At 38.2% G+C, this 17788-nt stretch carries 13 protein-coding genes; 5 read left to right on the forward strand and 8 right to left on the reverse strand.

Going from position 1 to position 17788, the window contains the following annotated elements; genetic code table 11:
- The 6 genes from L990_RS08710 to proS all read right to left on the reverse strand — a co-directional run.
- Positions 1 to 1148 (reverse strand): anthranilate synthase component I family protein (locus L990_RS08710; protein WP_047447772.1); only part of this gene is annotated, 1148 nt, incomplete at its 3' end.
- Positions 1149 to 1186: 38 nt separating this feature from the next.
- Positions 1187 to 3100: a hypothetical protein gene (locus tag L990_RS08715; protein ID WP_047447753.1), complete on the reverse strand. Its 1914-nt coding sequence runs from the start codon at positions 3098 to 3100 to the stop codon at positions 1187 to 1189.
- Between the two features lie 92 nt (positions 3101 to 3192).
- The gene (locus tag L990_RS08720) at positions 3193 to 3765 is read right to left on the reverse strand and encodes a SiaB family protein kinase (RefSeq protein WP_047447755.1); all 573 of its coding nucleotides are present in this window, start codon (positions 3763 to 3765) and stop codon (positions 3193 to 3195) included.
- A gap of 71 nt (positions 3766 to 3836) precedes the next feature.
- Entirely contained in the window at positions 3837 to 5501 is a 1665-nt protein-coding gene (locus L990_RS08725) for a dipeptidyl-peptidase 3 family protein (protein WP_047447774.1), read from the reverse strand.
- Positions 5502 to 5591: 90 nt separating this feature from the next.
- On the reverse strand, positions 5592 to 6296 hold the full coding sequence (locus L990_RS08730; protein ID WP_047447757.1) for a hypothetical protein: 705 nt from the start codon (positions 6294 to 6296) through the stop codon (positions 5592 to 5594).
- 88 nt (positions 6297 to 6384) lie between these two features.
- Positions 6385 to 7860 (reverse strand): proline--tRNA ligase, encoded by a 1476-nt coding sequence (gene proS / locus L990_RS08735; RefSeq protein ID WP_047447759.1) that lies wholly within the window; start codon positions 7858 to 7860, stop codon positions 6385 to 6387.
- A 96-nt stretch (positions 7861 to 7956) separates the two neighbouring features.
- Between proS and L990_RS19960 the strand changes: the two genes are divergently transcribed.
- A complete protein-coding gene (locus tag L990_RS19960) occupies positions 7957 to 9213 on the forward strand; it encodes a hypothetical protein (RefSeq protein ID WP_156121460.1) in 1257 nt (418 codons plus the stop codon).
- Positions 9214 to 9265: 52 nt separating this feature from the next.
- On the forward strand, positions 9266 to 10855 hold the full coding sequence (locus tag L990_RS08750; RefSeq protein ID WP_047447765.1) for an OmpP1/FadL family transporter: 1590 nt from the start codon (positions 9266 to 9268) through the stop codon (positions 10853 to 10855).
- 30 nt (positions 10856 to 10885) lie between these two features.
- Here L990_RS08750 and L990_RS08755 read toward each other — a convergent pair whose 3' ends face one another.
- A complete protein-coding gene (locus tag L990_RS08755) occupies positions 10886 to 11524 on the reverse strand; it encodes a WbqC family protein (protein WP_047447767.1) in 639 nt (212 codons plus the stop codon).
- Between the two features lie 65 nt (positions 11525 to 11589).
- Positions 11590 to 12150 carry a DUF4251 domain-containing protein gene (locus L990_RS08760; RefSeq protein WP_047447769.1) on the reverse strand — a complete coding sequence of 187 codons (561 nt, stop codon included), beginning with the start codon at positions 12148 to 12150 and terminating at the stop codon, positions 11590 to 11592.
- A gap of 255 nt (positions 12151 to 12405) precedes the next feature.
- Between L990_RS08760 and L990_RS08765 the strand changes: the two genes are divergently transcribed.
- The 3 genes from L990_RS08765 to L990_RS08775 all read left to right on the forward strand — a co-directional run.
- Complete coding sequence (locus L990_RS08765) at positions 12406 to 13464, forward strand: efflux RND transporter periplasmic adaptor subunit (protein ID WP_052180867.1); 1059 nt, start codon at positions 12406 to 12408, stop codon at positions 13462 to 13464.
- An 11-nt stretch (positions 13465 to 13475) separates the two neighbouring features.
- Positions 13476 to 16508, forward strand: a complete 3033-nt coding sequence (locus L990_RS08770; RefSeq protein ID WP_047447771.1) for an efflux RND transporter permease subunit — start codon at positions 13476 to 13478, stop codon at positions 16506 to 16508.
- Between the two features lie 3 nt (positions 16509 to 16511).
- The coding region (locus L990_RS08775) for a TolC family protein (RefSeq protein WP_052180868.1) at positions 16512 to 17788 on the forward strand (1277 nt) is incomplete at its 3' end.

The raw sequence follows: 17788 nt of genomic DNA on the forward strand, positions 1-17788 counted from the left end.
TAAAGAATACTTCGAATAACCACGTTAAAATCAAAATCACCCGCAGGAGTAAAATAGCCTACAGCCCCCGAATATAGCCCCCTTTTAGTCCTTTCATACTCCTCAATCAGCTGCATAGCCCGAACTTTAGGTGCTCCAGTCATGGATCCCATTGGGAAGCACTCTCTGACAACATCTACAGGCGTAAATCCATCCGCGACTTCAGATTCAACAGTCGATATCATTTGAAAAACCTGCCGAAACGGATATATGCCAAATAGTTCACTAACCACAACGCTACCATCCTTCGCAGTCCGAGAAAGATCATTTCTAACCAAATCCACAATCATAACATTTTCAGATTGCTCCTTCTTGTTATTTCTAAGTTCCTCCCTCAATGTAGCATCCTCAACCTCATCGACACCTCTTCTAATAGTTCCTTTTATTGGTTGCGAAATGATTTTATTTCCGCATTTTTTTATAAACCTTTCGGGTGAGGCTGAGATTAAATATCGGGTTCTAAACTTGTAAAAGCAGGAAAAAGGCGTGGGAGAAATAGTCGTTAAATCAACATAGGTGGTTATCGGATCGATGGTTGCATTATCGGCATAAAGTTCCTGGCAAAAATTCATCTCATAAATATCACCTCGCAAAATATGCGCCTTAACACGCATCACGGCTGCTAAATAATCATCTTTTGATAACCTACGCTTTATTTCAATCGGAAAATGTCTTTTTGATCTATAGCTGGCCTTCTTAATTTCATTAACCAAAACGCCTTCTTCAATATTAGACTTTACTACACTCCAATCACCATTCCGATCTACCTTAATAATATGCTTTGGATGAAAGAAATGAATATCAGGAAAGCCAATGCCATCAAAATTATTGGAAGAGAGGTTTTCTACAGAATTTTTCAAATCATAAGAGAGAAATCCAAAAGAGTAGCTATTATCCACAAATTTCTGAAGAGACTTAAAAGGATCACTACATCCAGAAATTTCATTTTCGGTATCTGCTGCCAACAAAAGCGAAAAATCGCCCAACTCACTTTGGGCTAAAGAGGAAGCATCCCCATTACCATCCAACAACGTAAAAACATCGAATTGGGAAGCCCAGGAAAGCAGCTGTTTTCTAGCATTCAGCATTGATTTAGAACAATCTTCCATGCCACAAATTTACACAAGAAAACTATTAGTCCCATAAGCTACTCATAAATCACCATATCTGGACGGCTAGGCTTAAAGCCTGACAAACTTAATCTATCCGCTCCAGCAATATCTAAAAATTCGTATGAGCCACCTTTGGGTATATTCGGATAAACAGCCAAACGAATGGAAAATGTTTTAAATGCTAAACGTTCATTCCTTATTCTAATACCAACTCCAACACCATAATAAAGAGGACCATCAAAAACATTATTGCTAAAATGATTCATCCAAGCAAAGTCGGTATAAGCGAAATAAGCCAACTTGAAGCCCCATACCGTATGAGGAGAATAACAAACCGTTTCAAACCGAGCGAACGCTCGCTTAGTACTCCTCACACTATCCGATGTAAAGCCTCGAATTCCGTTTGAGTTTTTAAGATAAATCCGCTCTCCGTAACCACTAAACCTATTGAAACCACCGGTATAGTCTAATCCAACAAACTGCCGAAATCTATACATACCAAGCCGTGCAAGGTTTGAATAGTAAAACAACCCTGCCTTAACTACGCCTTGCTGCAAGCTATCCTTCTTCAAGTATGATCCAACTTCTAGGATGCCAGAACAGTAGCCTAAATTAAAGAAATCCCCTGCAGCAGTCTTAATAGCAAAATATGCTCTATTCCTAAATTCTCCAGATTCAGCACCACCTACAAACTCCAATTTATAGCCGTAAGGAACATCTTCTGTTCTCCCATAACCTAGCAATAGTTTTGTTTGTCGGTACCACTGCTTGGCAAAAGCGACAGAAGTAAGGTAAAACTGCCTATTATGCAATGCATTATTTTTATCTATAGATACATCTCGATCTCCATTAAATCGATACTTTCCGAATCTGGCAGCAACATACAGTTGAAGATTGGTTATATCAAACCGTTCGCGTCCACCTAATGGAAAGCCTTTCCCTAGCCACAAATCATTTACGGTAACCTTTATTTGTGCATCCCTGTTGTCCGATGCAAAATGCGTAAGATTAGAATAGTCCTGCTCTAAAACACCAAAAGCATAGTTGCTTTTAAAGTAGTAATCTTTTTGCATTTCAAATTTCACATCCCGATAATCAAAGTAAGAGGAATAGCCTATTTTCGTTTTAATAATTTCGCGCCCTATGTTATTTATTGTGTAGTACGCCTCACTCCCCAAACCAGGGCTTCGCCTAGTATTATATCGCATTCTAACCAGAATTTCTTGACCCTGGCCAAACGCATTTTCGTCGTATACCTCAAAATATCCTTTATACGTATCTTGCGGCTCTATATGAAAACCGATAGACCAAACATCTTGAACAAAGACATCCAAGTCAACTGAATCGGTCATAGGAACTACCCTCGGAGTAATCATTACGTCTGAGATGTAGGGCAAATTTCGAATAACCACTTCTTTTTCGGAGAGTTCAAAGGGCGCAATTTTATCTCCCGTCCTAATATTTAGCGCCTTATAAAGTAAGCCTTTACTTGTATTCGTGTGAATCTTATTCCCTGTACGTTCAATCCAGTTTCGGTCTTCTTCAGGAGTGCGACTTGTTAAGGTTGCTCCAAAAACATCAACATTGTTTATTTTTATATTTCTAACAATGCGTCCTCTATAGCTATTTAGATATTCCCTTCGACTTAAATCCATCTGATTGGTATCAGGTTTCCCCGCAAAAAGCCAAGTTCGAAGATGTTCCGTAATAAGGTTCGACTTCCCCCTATTCATCCCCTTCAAGATGCGCTTATTTTGTTTTAGAAAAAGAAACTCTAAAGAATCTGAAACATGAATAACAGTGTCCCTACTAACAACAATCACCCGCCCCCCTAGTGAAACTCGATTGGGAGCCTTAATGAAGATCGAATCTCCTCTATACACTCCTCCAAAGCCCCCCAGTGGGAGTAAAACGAATGTAAAAACAACTACAAAGAGGAATCGGTGCATAAAAGACATCTATTTTCATCTCCAAAAAACTAAAATACAACTTTATCTAATTAAATTATCAAACAATAAAAAAGAGAAGCAAAAGCTTCTCTTTATTTAGCAAATTTTTTAGTGCTAACTTCTACTTTCAAAATAAAGAAGTAAAATTCATCGTCCAAATTAATAAACTGATAGTTTAACTTCTCTTCCGTTTTACGAGCAATATCTATCAACCCTAAACCGGCTCCCCCTTTTTCTGTTAAAACGCCCTCCTTCATTTGTCGTTTATACATTTCTTTCAGCTCTTCCTTCGTGGCATTATTAACCTCAATAATAGCATTTTCAAGGTGCTCACGATGCTTGGCATGAACCTTATTAGACGTAATCACGTAGTAGGTGTCGTTCTTTTTCCCGATTATAAAAAGGCCACTCCCGGTATGGCTTGTTTTACTAAGCTCATCAGAGTGCTTATTCATATTCTGCAGGGTTTCCACCATAACATGAAAAACTTTCCGCTGAACCGAGCGCTCCTCGCTATTCCGCTCCATATTAGATTCGGCCATGGACGTAAACATTCGTGTAATCTCATGGCTAAACTCACCGAGATATACCAACGAAAATCCATTTTCTATCATCTCGTCGTAAATATTCGAAATCGACTTGATGAACGTAAAGGTTAGATTCATATTCCCATATTCTTATTAATTCCCAAAAAGAAGGGGATTCTTTCCGAATCCCCGTTCCGATTCAAACTATCTTAAAGCCCTACGTGTTCTGCTCCCTGTATAAAATTCAGATCTCGTGGGATATGCTTTCCGTCTATTTTTTTCAAAGCCTTCTGCAAACTTGCAGAAACAACGCCTTTTGCCTGAGCTCGCTTTACCGCACCTTCGTAATCTCCATTACCCTGCAGCAACAATATTTCTTTCGACAATCCTCTAATTGCACTTTTCATTCTCGACTCATTTACATGATAATAACCAGTTTGAGAATTCAAATAAATAGCTCCATGATCGACAAAATAGTTAAAAGTTGCCATATTCGCCTTACCATGCGAACTTGCAGCCCCAAATCGAACCGAACGAAAAATTCCAGAGACAAATGTAACATAATTCTCCATTAACGATTTTCTAGGCAATGCTTTCATTTTTACCAGTTCTCCAATCATATAGAGCCCTAGAATATCTGCCTTATTCTCCTCCAATGCGCTATACTGCTCTTTCAAAGCGGAACGTACCAACCCCTTCTTATTTATTGTGGCCTTAATTCCCAATCCGTGAGCAACCTCATGAAACATCGTATTTTGAAAAAACGCATTAAAAGTTACAAACTTAGACTGATCTGGATCAATAACAACTTCTGAAATCGGCTTTACAATTGCATCGAATTTTGCTTGCATTACATTTTTCAGCATCAACTTTCGACTACCCTTCTTAAGTTGAACTCGAGAGTCGTTTGGAAGATTAATTGCAATTGTTTTACTCGCCGAATTACAATCTCCAGCATAGAAAATAGCCTCATACACACCAATATCAGAACCCTTTCCAGGAACCTCCTTCTTGTATCGAGATGAAACTGGCAGAGATTTCTGCAGCTTTGGTAAATATTTTATAAATTGATTATAAAACTTCGTTTCTTTTTGATTCTTTATGAGCATATACGCCTCATACGAAGTTTTATAGTTGTACAACTCATCCTCATAATTTTCGATTGGCCCAATAACAAAATCAATATTTGTCGATTTCATGTCCATCCAAGCCAAATCGCTCTCGTAGTACTTATCTGTACGAAGCGCTTTCGCTCTCAAAGAGAGGTACTTTTTCAGCTGCTTATTTTCAGCAAGCTGCGCTGCTTGCTCCAGCAATTTTACTATTTTATTGATTTTATCGCTATAAGCAACATGGTAAGGAACCGATGCAAGCTGTCCTGCTTCATCTCTTCGAATCAGCGTATACTCACTTGCCTTTTCTGATGAATCCCAGCCGTCAAACTCATCCTTTGTCATGTTGGTTGGATAGAAGTTTGCTCCCAATGGCTTTTCTCCAAATCCTAAAATAAAAGGCTTATTCCCATCTAGCCGATCCCAAGGTCCATAATTAATTTTAATGAATTTCTTGGCGGCATTCCCTTTTACAGTATCCAATATGCTTTCTTTTTCTCCAAATGCCTGTAACCAAAAAATGTCGTCAACTAGCCTGCTGGCTTCAAACAGTTTTGATAAAATTTTACGTTCTTTGGCTGAAAGGTGACTAATATCGGCTGTTAATTTAAAATCAGCATATTCATCAACCTTTGCCTGCAGCAAGCTATCCCGAACCACTTTAGGATCTACCGCTTCTTTTTTCTTTTCATTGTTATTTCCTCCACAAGAAATCAGAAGTATGGAGGCAAATGCAACGCTGAAAAGGAGAATTCTTTTCATTAGAATATTGTTATTTTTAGCAGTCATGAAATGAGCAAAAGCAAATTTCGTTGATTTACCATTGTTTATTACGATACCAAAACAAACACCCTAACCGTTAATGTCATCAGAGTTAAACTTGTAACCAAGCCTTTTCCCTGTTTGCATTTTCGAGTTTTCGATCTTTGTATTCATCTGCGAAACTGACGCTATTTTGACAGTATCATACGGAGGCACCAAAAGATCAAATTCCAGCGAATAAGTTATAGCCGTTTCTACAATTTTCTTAATCGCGTCCAAAGTTATTGGAGTGCTTCCAAAATTATTATAAAGAAACGCCATCTGGCGCTTACCCTCAACGAAATAGTTCCGATCTTTATTGATAAAGATTCGACCTATAAGGTAGCCCAGATCATCTAACCGGTTATACTTAAACGAATCTGTTAAAAAGTTGTAGACGTTAATAACTCCGCACAACGCATTTAACTTATCATTCTCTACGTAAGATGTTTTCCAAACAAGGTGATCTCGATCAAACTGAAAAACATTTGTATGCATACTAAAAATCAGAAGATCTTCGGCTACTCGAATTTCGGCTTCAAATTTTCCACGATCACGATACTCTAACTTTAGCCTTCGGTCAACACCTGAAAGTTCCTCGTTAATATCGTTTGTAAGTTCGTTTAAAATCTCCTTAAGTTCATTAAATACCTCGAAGGTATTATCAAAAATCTTCTGCTTAACATTAGTCTTTTGCTTAAGAATATCGGTGATAGCCCCAAGCTCTTGCATACTTTTCAGCGGATCTGAGTCCATTATTTACCATTTTAGTTCTAGGCTAAAATATAAAAAAAAGAAAAAAGGAATAACACCTATTCCTTTTTTCTTCCTATTTTGATTCTACCTAGTATGATCTAGCTATAATTACACGCTGTTTTGAGGGCTTTCCGGTAACCATACACGCCCCTTCTTCCATTTCTCCATCTAAAGGAATACAACGAATTGTCGCTTTGGTTTCCTCCTTTATTAAGGCCTCTGTTTCAGCCGTTCCATCCCAATGACAAAGGAAAAAACCGCCCTTTTCATCAAGCAAGCGCTTAAACTCATCGTATGTATCAACCTTGGTTGTCTTTTCCTTTCTAAGTGCTAAAGCCTTATTGAAAATATTCTGCTGAATTTCTTCTAACAGATTTTCAATATAATCAGCAATACCATCTTGTGGCAGCGCCTGTTTCTCCAAGGTGTCTCGACGTGCAATTTCAATTGTTCCGTTTTGAAAATCTCTAGGTCCCATTGCCACACGAACAGGAACTCCCTTTAACTCGTACTCAGCAAACTTAAATCCGGGTTTAAAGTTATCCCTATCATCTAGTTTAACCGAAATACCTTTCTTCTCAAGCTCCTTTTTAATCTCCTTTAATCGACTGCTGATAGCCGCAAGCTCTTCTGCCCCTTTATAAATAGGAACCATAACAACCTGTATTGGAGCCAACTTTGGAGGCAATACCAAACCATTATCATCTGAATGGCTCATAATCAAGGCCCCCATCAAACGAGTTGAAACCCCCCAAGAAGTAGCCCAAACATACTCCTGCTTTCCTTCTTTTGTTGTGTACATTACATCAAAAGCCTTTGCAAAGTTTTGGCCAAGGAAGTGCGACGTTCCAGACTGCAATGCCTTACCATCCTGCATCATAGCCTCTATAGTATAGGTTTCCACGGCACCGGCAAAACGTTCACTAGCAGATTTACGTCCAATTGTTACAGGAACACCCATCCAATTTTCAGCAAAATCAGCGTAAACATTAATCATACGCTCGGTCTCCTGCAAAGCCTCCTCATAGGTTGAGTGAGCAGTATGGCCCTCCTGCCATAAAAATTCTGCAGTACGAAGAAAAAGGCGTGTTCTCATTTCCCAACGAACAACGTTAGCCCATTGGTTGACTAGGATTGGAAGATCTCGATACGATTGAATCCAACTTTTATATGTATTCCAAATAATAGTTTCGGAGGTAGGACGAACGATTAGCTCTTCTTCGAGTTTGGCATCCGGATCTACAATCACACCTTTACCATTTTCGTCATTTTTTAAGCGGTAATGAGTCACCACGGCGCACTCCTTTGCAAAACCTTCAACGTGCGCAGCCTCCTTGCTTAAAAACGATTTCGGAATAAATAACGGGAAATATGCATTTTCGTGGCCAGTATCTTTAAACATCTGGTCTAACGTACGTTGCATTTTTTCCCAAATGGCGTAGCCGTAAGGCTTTATAACCATGCAACCTCTAACTGCCGAATTCTCAGCAAGGTTCGCTTTCAGTACAATATCATTGTACCAAAGAGAATAATTCTCCGATCGTGGAGTTACTTCCTTTGCCATGCGACTTTGGTATGAAATTTGCTTAATTTTTATAAGATTTGTGAACGCAAAATAAGCAAATAAAATTGGTTTCTCATAAAACGCTGGAGGTTCATTATGAAAGCTTTAAAATTATTCACATTGCTGGGCTTAGTTTCTCTACTTGCCACATCGTGCAGTTCAAGCATGCGGATGGCGAGTAGCTCTGCAGGAGATGACATCTACTTTGACCCATCACAAGATGCAAGCGGCCAACTAGCCGCAGCTTCTAATGGCAAGCGAGTTCCTATGGATAAATCCTACAGAGACCTTCTTAATGAAACAAACAGAGCAATCTCCGATACTCTTTACGAAGAGTCGGATTCCACGGGAAATCCCTATGCAGACGTACTTGCTGATGACTACGAAAAAGCAAAACGAAACAGGGAACTTGGCTTGAGAGACCCTTGGAATGGAATGTCTACAAACGCAGCCTATTCGCAAAATATGTGGTACGCCACTGCATACGACCCTGCTTTCTATAACGTAATTGTTATGGGAAATACGATTTGGGCCGAACCTAAATACATTTCATCAATGTTTGGCTACCCCTATAATAGCCCATATATCAACTTCGGATCTTACTACAGCCCATGGAGAAACAGCTGGAACTACTCCTTCAATTTTGGATTTGGATGGGGATGGAGTTCGAACTGGGGATGGGGATATAACAATTGGTACGATCCTTACTGGGGCGGTTACTACGGTTGGAACTCCCCTTGGTATGACACACCTCATCACCACTACCACTCCAATTACTTCAGAAGAGACGTTGTATACGGCCCCATGAATGGATATGACAACAAAAGATACGAAGATAGAACAAGCTACTCGACTAGATCTTACAACAGAGAAAGAAGTAACAATACTTACAACTATTCTCGAGAAAATAGTAGAGAAATAACTTATCGAAGAGAGATGAACAGAGATGAAAATAGAAACACCCCCTCCTCTTCTAACACTTACTACACGTCCCGAAGACCGTCTAATGTGAGCCAAACTAGGCCTGTTTCGACAGATTACACTCCTACTTACAGCAGACCATCCCGAACTAATCAGCCTGCGTTTAATGAAGGACAAAGAGGATCTGGACAAACCTATGAAAGAAGATCATCCGCAGTGGTTGGGCCTCGTTCAGAAAGAAATTACGACTATAACACACCAAGAAATAACAACACCTATACGCCATCTCGTAGTACTGATTATGGTTCATCTCGAAACACGAATGAATACAATTCTTCAAGGAGTAACTCGACCTATACACCATCATCGTCATCTAGTTCCTCTTCAAGTAGAGACAACTCGGGAGCGACTAGAAGTGGAGGTAGAAGGTAAAACCTTATCATAAAAAGTAAAATAAAACATCACAAACTAAACAACTATCTATATGAGATTTCGCATTATTACGATTGCAGCCTTTAGCATGCTTGCAAATCTCGCTCTAGCACAAAATGAGACAGACGTATTTCGTTTCTCGCAAACTTACATGAAAGGCTCTGCTAGATTTACAGCTATGGGAGGAGCTTTTGGGGCATTAGGAGGGGACATCTCTTCCTTCATGATAAATCCTGCAGGTGTGGGTGTTTATAGAAGTTCTGAATTTACTTTTTCGACGGGGATTTTTAACTCTAACATAAAAACGGAATTTAACGGAACTAAGACATTTGACAACCATACCTCCGTAAACATAGGAAATACAGGAATCGTGTTGCCTTTATATTCTAATGCAAGTACCCCCATTAAAAATTTTAACATTGGAATAGCCTATAATAGAGTTAACGATTACAATATGAATAGCGCTCTTTATGCGCTTAACAACAAAAACTCCATGCTAGACTTTATTAACGAATGGAGTTTTGGATTAAAAACATGGGCCATAAAAGGCAATTTCAGAGACTTAAATATTTTAGATTGGCGCTCAAAATTAGCATACGAAACCCAACTTTTAGAACCAAAAGACAATAATAATCCAGATAATACGGAATATTACATTCCTCTAAACAAAGGGGATTTAGTATATCAAAATCAATGGAACGAAGTCCGAGGATTCAATGATCTAATTAACATCACCTTCGGAGGCAATGCAATGGATGTTGTTTATTTTGGAGGGTCTTTTAACATTACAAACATCAACTTCCACTCTGTAAATACAATAAGTGAGTCTGCTCAAAAACAGAATACCTTTAACTTTGATTTTTTCAACTATGATCAAATTTATAATGCATATGGAACGGGGTATTCTCTAAGTCTTGGCGTAATACTTAAACCAATCCAAGAAATCCGAATTGGGGTGTCATATCAATCACCAACATGGACTTTTATAGACCAAGACTACTTCGCTTTTATGAATTCTAATTTCAACACCAAAGGCAGCGAAACTCCCTCCGCTGAGTTTAGTTATAGAATAAACAGCCCCCAGCGTTTAACAGGAAGCATAGCTGCAGTCTTAGGAAAATTTGCAATCATAAGTGCAGATTTCGATTGGATTAACTATAACAATATGAAATTAGTACTAGATAGAGACCTAAGAAACAACGAAAATAAAGTCAACAATATAATTAAAGACAATTACAAGAACTCTTTTAACTACAGATTTGGAGCAGAGTTTAAGTTAGATAACAACTTTTCCCTTAGAGGAGGATATCAATATTACCAGAATCCGACAAAAAAGGGACTTGTTTCCGATCATCCATATAATTTTTTTGCAATTGGTAATAAAAATAGTTTGTTTTCGGATTTAGACAACAACACGCCTACTCAGGTATATTCAACAGGAATTGGTTACAGAACTCGATCATTCTTTATTGACTTTGCATATAGCCTCACAAAACTAAAAAACAATTATTCTTTATATGATTTTTACGATGAAGTCAACGATCCTCAACAAGGTAATACTATAATAGACATCTACTCAGGTACAGCAACGCAAAACATCAACAAAAACGCCTACATACTTACCGTTGGATTTAAGTTTTAGGCAATTTATAGCATAAAAAAGGCGAGTATTTTACTCGCCTTTTTTTATGCTCCGTTCCAATACTGATTTTGCAAAAGGGCCTTCGTTAAAAAGTAAATCTAGAATAGAAAGATTTGGCGTAAAACCGTACCTATCTTCAAATACCTGGTAGTACTCAACAACATTAAAAAAAGAATCATCCTCCAACTTAGCACTTTTCGGTGAAAGAGTAAACCTATAATCTAGATCTTTTAGATATTCTTTTTCAAAGCAAACTGTAAATAAAATGGATGGTTTTATGCCAATCAACCTTAAAATGCAAGCTAACAAATCTGTATTAAAATCAAGTAGTAAATCATACTTCGTATTATAGAAGATTTTAAGATCATCAATGTAGTGCTCGTAATACGGTGAATTTCGATAAGCTGATTCTATCGACTTAAAATGATTTTTTTGCCACGGTAAATCGTAATCAATCCTAACCTCCGAAATTAACGATTTCGTTCCATGTATCTTTACAACTGGTATCGTAAGAGGAAAAGCACCATTTGCAGCAAGAATATTACATCGGTTACGGTAACTCTGCTTTATATAGTTCTCATGAGCTTCAAGAACAACCTCACCCAAAAGGAACTTAGATACATATTGAATCGGCGGGAGATAAGCCGTCGAAAGAATTATTTTTTGCATACAGTCTGATTATGCAGCAAAAGTAACAATCTAATTAAAAACAAACGCTCCTGCGACTTCTCATTCTATAAAGCAAACCCTTTAAAAACATTAGATTCTTCTCGAAGAAAAATCGTTCCATTATACGTAATTCGGCTTCCCCATGAGTTGGAAGACACCGTAACCTGCGCCCGATTGCTTCCTGCATAAAGAGAAACAAAAATAGTTGCATTAATTCCAACTCCTAAAATATAAAACTCAACAGATACATTCCCCTTCTTATCTACAATAACCTTATAGCTGGAAATATTACCATCGAGAGTAATGCCGCCTAACCCGTTATAACCAGCTCTAACAGGAGAGGCCAGCTGCACAGTTCCTCGATCCTTATCAACCATTACAAAGTTTGTTACTCCATTAACCTGATAGGTCATGCCCCTCTTGCTTTGAATGGAATTTGCCTCTAAGACCCAATCGTGGCTATTTAATCCAGCCAATGCTTTCGCATAAAACGTAGAATCGACGATACGCTGCTGCTCTTTTCGAACCTCTTTACGCTCTTTTCTGGTCAAACCTGAACCATTTTGTGCAAATAAGTTTCCTTCGAGAACTAGAATTGCACATATAATTACAATAGTACGTCCCATGAAATAATATTTTTATACCGTTTACATTTATATAAAACAGAAATAGTTAGTCCATTGTTTTAGAGTTAACCGATATTATCAAATTCAACAAACACTAACATTTAAGACTTAATAAGCTTAAGTCTTACGACTCTGGCTTACGTTTTGTTAATAGTCATCTATTCTATTTTTAACCAAACCCAATATATTAACAAGATTTTCAACCAAAAATGGCTGATTCTTGTTAGTAGATACAGAAACTTTAAACATTGTAGTATGACTACTAAAATTACACAGCTACTAATGGTAGCAACTGTTTTCTTATTTTATTCGTGCGGAAACAAAAATCAAAAAGAAAGTTCGGTAGTACGCCCTGTAAGGGTCATCGAAGTAAATCAATCTTACACATTCAAAAAAGATTTTGCCGGCGTTGTTGAATCTAACAAAGTAAGCGTGCTAGGCTTTCGGTTTCCAGGTCAGCTCACCAACCTTATTGTAAACGAAGGCGATTGGCTGAACAAAGGACAGCTAATTGCTCAGCTAGACCCTAAAGATAAACGCCTCCAACTTGATGCTGATAAGGCTGCCTATCTTTCTGCCCAATCGCAATATGAGAGGTACAAAGTACTACTTGAGCGTCAAGCCATTTCGAAGCAGGAATTTGAAGTAGCACAAACATCCTTTGAACGAGCTAAAGCTGTATATGAAAACACCCAAAACTTAGTTACCGATTTGAATCTTTACGCTCCATTTACAGGATTTGTCCTTAAGAAAAGCGTTGAAAACTACCAAACGGTTCAGGCTGGGCAAGAGGTCGTGAAATTTGTTGACCCCAACGATCTAGTAGTTAAACTAACACTTGCCGACAAAAATCTAGACTACCTCCTATCTAAACCAGATTTTACAATCTCTGTAGAGACAATTCCAAACATATCCTTCAAGGCTGAAGTTCGCGACTATGTAGACGCGTCTCCCTACGGATTAGGCATTCCTGTAACACTAAAGATCAACGATCCTCTTTACATCAAATACAGAAATGCTATAAAACCAGGTTTTTCTGTCAACGTAACCATGACCGTACATCAACCAAACAAGCAGAGTGAAATAACAATACCTCTCGCATCTGTCGCTAGCGAAATGGATACCAAGAAAAATTACGTTTGGCTTGTCAACACAACAACAAATACCGTTACCAAGCAGTATGTCCAAATCGGAACGCCAACAAACATTAGCGACGTTACAATAAAATCGGGCTTAAAATACGGAGATGTTATTGTGGTGGCAGGAGTACAACAAGTCGCCGAAGGACAGAAGGTAAAAGTATTAGCAAACTAAACTAAGATACAATGAATTTACCTAAATATTCCCTTGACAACAGAAAGGTCGTTTACTTTTTTCTTCTTATCCTAATTGTAGGAGGAGTATACGCTTTTCAGGCATTAGGAAAAAAAGAGGATTCTCCTTTTGTCATCAAACAGGTCGTGCTAACAACCCAATATCAAGGCGCTACCCCCATCGAGGTTGAAAAACTTGTAACAGAACCAATTGAAAGAGAGTTACAATCTCTTCGTAGAACAAAAAAAATCAAATCGGACTCCTACTATGGGATGTCTAAAATAACCATAGAGTTAGATCCCTCGACTCCAGCAGAAGAAATCCCTCAAATGTGGGATGAACTTAGAAGGAAGGTAATGAACATTGAGCCAAAACTTCCAGCTGGAGCCTCGAAAATTATGGTTGGTGATGACTTTGGAGATGTATATGGCATTTACTATTCGCTAGTTATCGATGACGGCTTTACATATGCTGACGGACGTAAATGGGCTGAATTCATAAAAACGAACCTAGTCCCAATTGAGGGTGTTGAAAAAGTTCAACTAACAGGCATTCAAACAGAAGTTGTTAACCTTTATATTCCTATATCCAAATTGGCAAACCTTGGAGTAGATCCAAATATTATTGTTCAGACTTTACAGTCTCAAAACAAAGTCGTCAATACCGGAGAGAAAGACGCCAATCAATTACGCATAAAGGTTGTAACCAATGGAACTTTCAAGAGTTTAGATGATATTCGAAACCAAGAAATAGCAACACCTACCGGGCAAGCCTTTAAAATTGGAGATATTGCAACTATAGAAAAAGGATATCTAGATCCGCCTTCAGTTCTAATGCGAGTTAATGGGAAAAAAGCCATTGGAATTGGCATCGCTACTGCAATGGATAAGGATGTTGTTGCCACAGGGAAAGAAGTCAGAGCCAAGTTGGATCAAATTATGCCTCAAATCCCTGTAGGCCTATCGCTTGAGCCTATTTACTTGGAAGACGTAATTGCAAACGACGCCAACAATGGTTTTATTATCAACCTATTAGAATCTGTTGCCATCGTTATAATTATAATAATGCTAGTAATGGGAATGCGAGCTGGAATTATAATAGGATCCTCGCTCCTATTTGCCATCGGTGGCACATTACTAATTATGCAGCTGATAAGTGTTGGACTAAATAGAACCTCCTTGGCTGGTTTTATCATTGCGATGGGAATGCTCGTAGACAATGCAATTGTAGTTACAGATAATGCCCAAGTTGCAATGAAAAAAGGAGGTGGAAAAATAAAATCGATCATAAATGGAGCAACCGGACCTCAATGGGGCCTTTTAGGGGCAACTCTGATTGCAATATTCTCTTTCTTGCCTCTCTATTTGGCTCCTTCGGCTGTTGCTGAAATCGTAAAACCCCTTTTCATTGTAATTGGGATTTCTCTTGGATTAAGTTGGGTTTTAGCTCTAACACAAACCCCTCTATTCGAAGACATCATTCTTAAAGAAGAAAAAGGTGAAGAAAAAGACCCGTATGATACTAAGTTTTATAATAAATTCTCCCGCATCATAACTAAGATGATTAAATTCAAATACCTATCAATGGCAATCGCCTTTGGAGCATTTGTATTTGCATTAGTTATAATGAGCCTACTTCCTCAAAATTTTTTCCCAAATATTGACAAACCTTACTTCCGTGCTGATTTATTTCTACCAGAAGGATATAGCATTTACGAAACTGAGAGAAATATAAAACAAGTTGAAAATTATCTCTCAGCCCAACCTGGAGTAAAAAAAGTATCAGCATCGTTAGGCTCGTCTCCTTTGAGATATTACCTTGCTAGCTCCTCTTTTGGCCCGAAACCAAATTTTGCAAATGTACTTGTAGAACTTCATTCCTCTGATTCCACAAAAGCGATTGAAGATCGATTTGCAAAATACATGCGAGACAACTACCCTGATATTCTCACACGCTCTTCGCTATTCAAATTATCTCCGGCAGTTGAATCGGCAATTGAGATTGGATTCATTGGCGATAACATAGACACGCTAACAGTTCTTTCCGAAAGAGCCCAAGCGCTAATGAGAAAAAATCCAATTGTAACAGATGTCCGTTCAAGTTGGGGCAATCGAATACCAGTCTTAATTCCCGAATACTATGCCGCTAAAGGATATCGGCTGGGAGTTGGTAGAACAACGATGGCAAATGGATTAAAAGTAGCAACAACAGGTCTTCCTATCGGCGATTATAGAGAAGATGATCAAACAATGCCGATACTGCTTAAAAGTGACAATATAAACAAGATGCCCATTAACCAAATTAGGACCCTACCTATTTTTTCAACAAATGGCAAGGTAATTCCTTTGGAGCAAGTTGTTGACACTTTTAAACTCAACTATGACATTAGCGTATTAAAGCGGTATAACAGAGAAAGAATCATTCTTGCACAATGCGATCCTCTACGAGGAGGAAATACGCACGAAGCGTTTGCTTCCGTATGGAAAGACATGCAGGAAAAAATAGCAATCCCAGAAGGTTATCAAATGAAATATTTTGGAGAACAAGATTCTCAAGACGAATCAAACTCGTCCATTGGGGCTAACGTTCCTCTAATGTTCTTGCTCATGTTCATTATCCTTCTTCTGCTTTTCAGGAACTATAAGCAACCAACAATTATTATGCTAATGCTTCCACTCATCTTTATTGGGGTTGTGCTGGGATTAGCAACATTTGGTAAGTCGTTAGATTTCTTCGCAATGCTTGGAGTTCTTGGCTTAATCGGCATGAACATAAAAAATGCGATTGTGCTAGTAGACCAGATTAATATCGAAAATGCAGAAGGAAAACAACCTCTTGATGCGCTCATTTCTGCCACAAAATCTAGGATTGTACCTGTTACGATGGCCTCTGGTACCACAATTCTAGGCATGGCACCTCTTCTATTTGACGCTCTATTTGGAGGTATGGCTGCTGCTATTATGGGAGGCTTACTAGTAGCATCTCTTCTTACTCTGTTTGTACTTCCTGTTACCTACGCGATTTTTTATAAAATTAAAGCCTAAAAGATGAAAAGGATATACATAGCACTCCTAGCTGGTTGTATTTTTATGACTACAGCAAGTGCGCAAAAACTTACAAATGGGGACTACAAAGAAAAAGTTCTAAAATACAGCAACCATATAAAAAGTGCACAACAAAATATGGATGCTGCTAGCTTCGGGACTAAAGTCGCTAAAACGAACTATCTTCCTAATATTAGCGGTTCTGGAGCATACAACTACCAATTCAACCCAGCACCTTTATCATTAGGGGGTACCAGCATTGACATGAAAAAAGCTGGATACGATGCACAAGTAGGCATAATTCAAAACATCTATTCAGGGGGAGGAGTTCTGAATCAAGTGAAAGCAGCAGAGACACAAGAAGAAATTGCTGCTCTTGCAAAAAGTCAAACAGTTGAAAGCATTAATTATCAAGCAGAAATTCAATATTGGACAACCTCTGCCTACTCCGAAATGCTCAAGGTCGCTCAAAAGTATGTAACAATAGTTGGAGAACTTGGTAGCATTATTCGAAATCGATTTGAGATGGGTGCCGCAAGTAAAAAAGACCAGCTAATGGTAGATACTCGCCTTAAGGAGGCAGAACTACAGCTAAGTTACACTACAAAAAACTATCAAATTGCAGTGCAAAACATGAATATTCTGATGGGAGAACAACCTAGTAAAGAAATAGAATCACTAGATTCCATCTCAACATTTATTTCTTTAGCACCCAATAGTCCCCTTGATTCCATTCTGAGTAATAGAGCTGACTATCAAATTGCAGAAAAAAGTATCTCATTACAAAAATATGCAACCAAGGCAACCCTATCAAAATATTACCCTCAATTAGTAGCAGGTGTCAAAGAAACATGGGGAACATCAGCCATAAACATTAATGGCAACACGAGATTTGCAACAATAGCCTTTGCCCAACTTAATGTACCGATATTCAATTGGTTTCAAAGAAACAAAGTTAAATCTCAAAATGTAGCCTTAATTCAATCACTTGAAAGTCAAAAAGCAATTGTTGTTGATAATGCCAAAAGCGAATTAAACAATGCCATAACTTCATTAAAACAATCCTACAAACAAATGGAAGTTTCTAAAGTAAACCTAAGTTATGCCACTCAAAGTTTAGAATTAAACACCTACAGCTACGAGCAAGGCCGAATTGGAATACTAGATGTGCTATCAGCACAAATATCATGGATGCAAGCATACACCAATACAATAAATGCTCATCTGAGTAATAAAATTGCCATTGCAAGCTATAAAAAAGCACTTGGCAATCTTAACGA

The organism is Alistipes sp. ZOR0009 (genome assembly GCF_000798815.1).
Taxonomy (GTDB): Bacteria; Bacteroidota; Bacteroidia; order Bacteroidales; family ZOR0009; genus Acetobacteroides.